The 2,426-nt window shown below is 48.8% G+C and carries 2 protein-coding genes; both read right to left on the minus strand.

All coding sequences use genetic code 11. The features are described 5' to 3' along the window. Positions 1-74: 74 nt before the first annotated feature. A complete protein-coding gene (locus VN105_RS07905; protein WP_325639610.1) occupies positions 75-1,184 on the minus strand; it encodes a hypothetical protein in 1,110 nt (369 codons plus the stop codon). Positions 1,185-1,203: 19 nt separating this feature from the next. Next, positions 1,204-2,426 (minus strand): RagB/SusD family nutrient uptake outer membrane protein (locus VN105_RS07910; RefSeq protein WP_325639612.1); only part of this gene is annotated, 1,223 nt, incomplete at its 5' end.

The raw sequence follows: 2,426 nt of genomic DNA on the forward strand, positions 1-2,426 counted from the left end.
GTTTTTTACTGCAGGCCATTTGAAAAATAACCAAAGCCACTGCAACGCCTGTCAGTATTACTCTTCTCATCATATCAATAATAGTTTGGATCAAATGCTTTTGCTTTATAAATAGCAGCCCCGCTTACCGTACGGGAACCGGCAGCAGCGCCGGTGGTGGCATTATAAAAATTAACCACGGAAGTGCACCAGTTATTAGACAGCGGACAACCCGAGCTGGGCTGCGTTTCTATGAGTATATTCTGATCCGGCTGACTGCTGACGGATTTTACAAAAGTTCTGAATGCCGCTCCCGGTATAGAATCGAATTTGCCGGTGGAAATATGGAATACGTACACTCCTCCATTGGTGCTGAGCAACAGCTGGTCGGGGTTATTTGGATCGGCAGAAAGGTCGTGGCCCCATGCACTTGGCAAACTTTGATACGTGGTATCTAACCGCAGCTTGGGATTGGTAATGGTCCCCCCGGATCCCGGGGTATTATAAGTGTATTTTCGCAGCTGATTCCCTAAGGCCCAAAGCACCTGGTGCGTGTTATCCCAAAGTACCCCATGAGCGGAGGCGAAATAATACTGCGTATTTACTCCATGATTAGGTGAAGGCTGCGAGGAGGAATAGATACGGATCCATCCCTGCGGCCATTCTTTACCTGCACTCGCTACCACGCAATTGCCATCCGGCAGTATTTCCATGGCATGCAAACTGGTGGTGTCATTAAAACCCATCACCCACAGTTTCTGCCCCTTAGTGCCGGTACCGGTATAGCGGGCAATGGTGGCCAACCTGTAGGAGGTAGCGGTGATCACCTGCGCGGTATTTGCAAACACGGTGTTGTTCCTCACTTTGATGTCGGTAGGCGCCGCCCAGAGCGGAATTTCATTGGTAGCATTGTAAGACAGTGCCGTGCTGGGTTTCCAGCTCCACTTTCTTGTAGTGGCGGTCCAGGAAGCATCCGCAGGATCATACACCTCTATGGTGTTCCCCACTTCGTTGGTAAGCCCCACCCAGCAACAGGTAGCCAGCTCTGTTTTAGCTTTTACCTTTTCTGCTGCTTCGTCTTTAGGTTGCAGCTGTTCTGCCTGCCGGGCGCAGGAAACTACCGTTAAAACCAATACTATCGCCATCCAATTCACACAGGTAGATCGTAAGCAGGTATTGCCTGCTTTCATCATCGTGTTTTGCATGAGAGTAAATTTTTAGTTATCAGTAACCTGGGTTCTGTGTAAGTTTATCGTTGAGCAATATTTCCGCGTTAGGGATCGGAAACAGTAACCGGTCCTGGGTAACAGTATAGCTGCCTGGCTGCAGGTAACTATACTGCGCTTTTTGTTTAACACCAAAGGCATTCATTATGGTGATGGCATTACCGGTACGTACCAGGTCCAGCCAGCGCTTATTTTCAAAAGCCAGTTCCACGCGTCTTTCCTTTAAAATAATAGTTTGTAATGCAGCCTGACCTGTAGCGGTGATGTTATGTAACGCATCTCCAAAGGCTCTTTCCCTCACCATATTCAGGTAAGGCAATGCTTCACCGGATTTACCTTGCTGGTTCAGGCTCTCCGCCAGCAACAACAATACTTCCGAATAGCGGTACACCGGCCAGTCGTCGTTGGTTTGGTTGCCAATAGTATGTGCGTGCAGGTATTTCTTTGGAAAAGGCCGGCCTACTTTGCCCGGAGGCGCTACATAACCTACTGATGACTTAACGGCTGTTGCGGTAAAATCATCTGTGGCATTGAAGGTACCTTCTGCTATAGCAATAGATGCATCCAACCGCTGATCGCCTGTTTCATAGGCGCTGATCAGGTCTTGTGTAGGCGTATTGAAACCGCCAACAGTAGTAACGCTGTTGAAGTTTACACCGGTTACAACGCTGGTATTCACCATGCGCGGCAGAAAGTTGTAAATGGAAGCTTCCGTGCTGGCCTGTGGTACCGCCAACCCGGTATTGAACTGGATCTCAAATATAGATTCCCTGCCATTCTTGTTAGCCAGCTGAAATGCATCGCCATAATTTGAGAACAGGCTGTAACCCATTGCTGTCACCTGTTTTAAGGCGCCTTCAGCGAGATCATATTTTTTCAGGGTAAGATATACATCTCCCAACAGGGTTAGTGCTGCACCTTTGGTAGCGCGACCTGTTTGCGGGAAAGCCGGTACATCCAGCTTAGCCACTGCATCGGTAGCATCAGCAATGATCAGGTCATACACCTCCTGTACGGAAGCACGGGGGATATACGTTTCCTCACGGCTAAGCGGCGCGCGTTTATAAATGGGCACTCCGCCATAAAAACGTACCAGGTCGAAGTACACAAGGGCGCGGATAAATTTCGCCTGGCCCAGGATGGAATTACGGCTGGCATCCGGCAATTTGATGTCATCAATATGATCAATGATCACATTGGCGGCTGATATGGTATTAAAAC

The organism is Chitinophaga sp., from assembly GCF_035564935.1.
GTDB lineage: Bacteria > Bacteroidota > Bacteroidia > Chitinophagales > Chitinophagaceae > Chitinophaga.

Excerpts from the sequence above, each read along its gene's own strand:
- VN105_RS07905 (WP_325639610.1), bottom strand. The coding sequence starts at position 1,184 with ATGCAAAACACGATGATGAAAGCAGGCAATACCTGCTTACGATCTACC.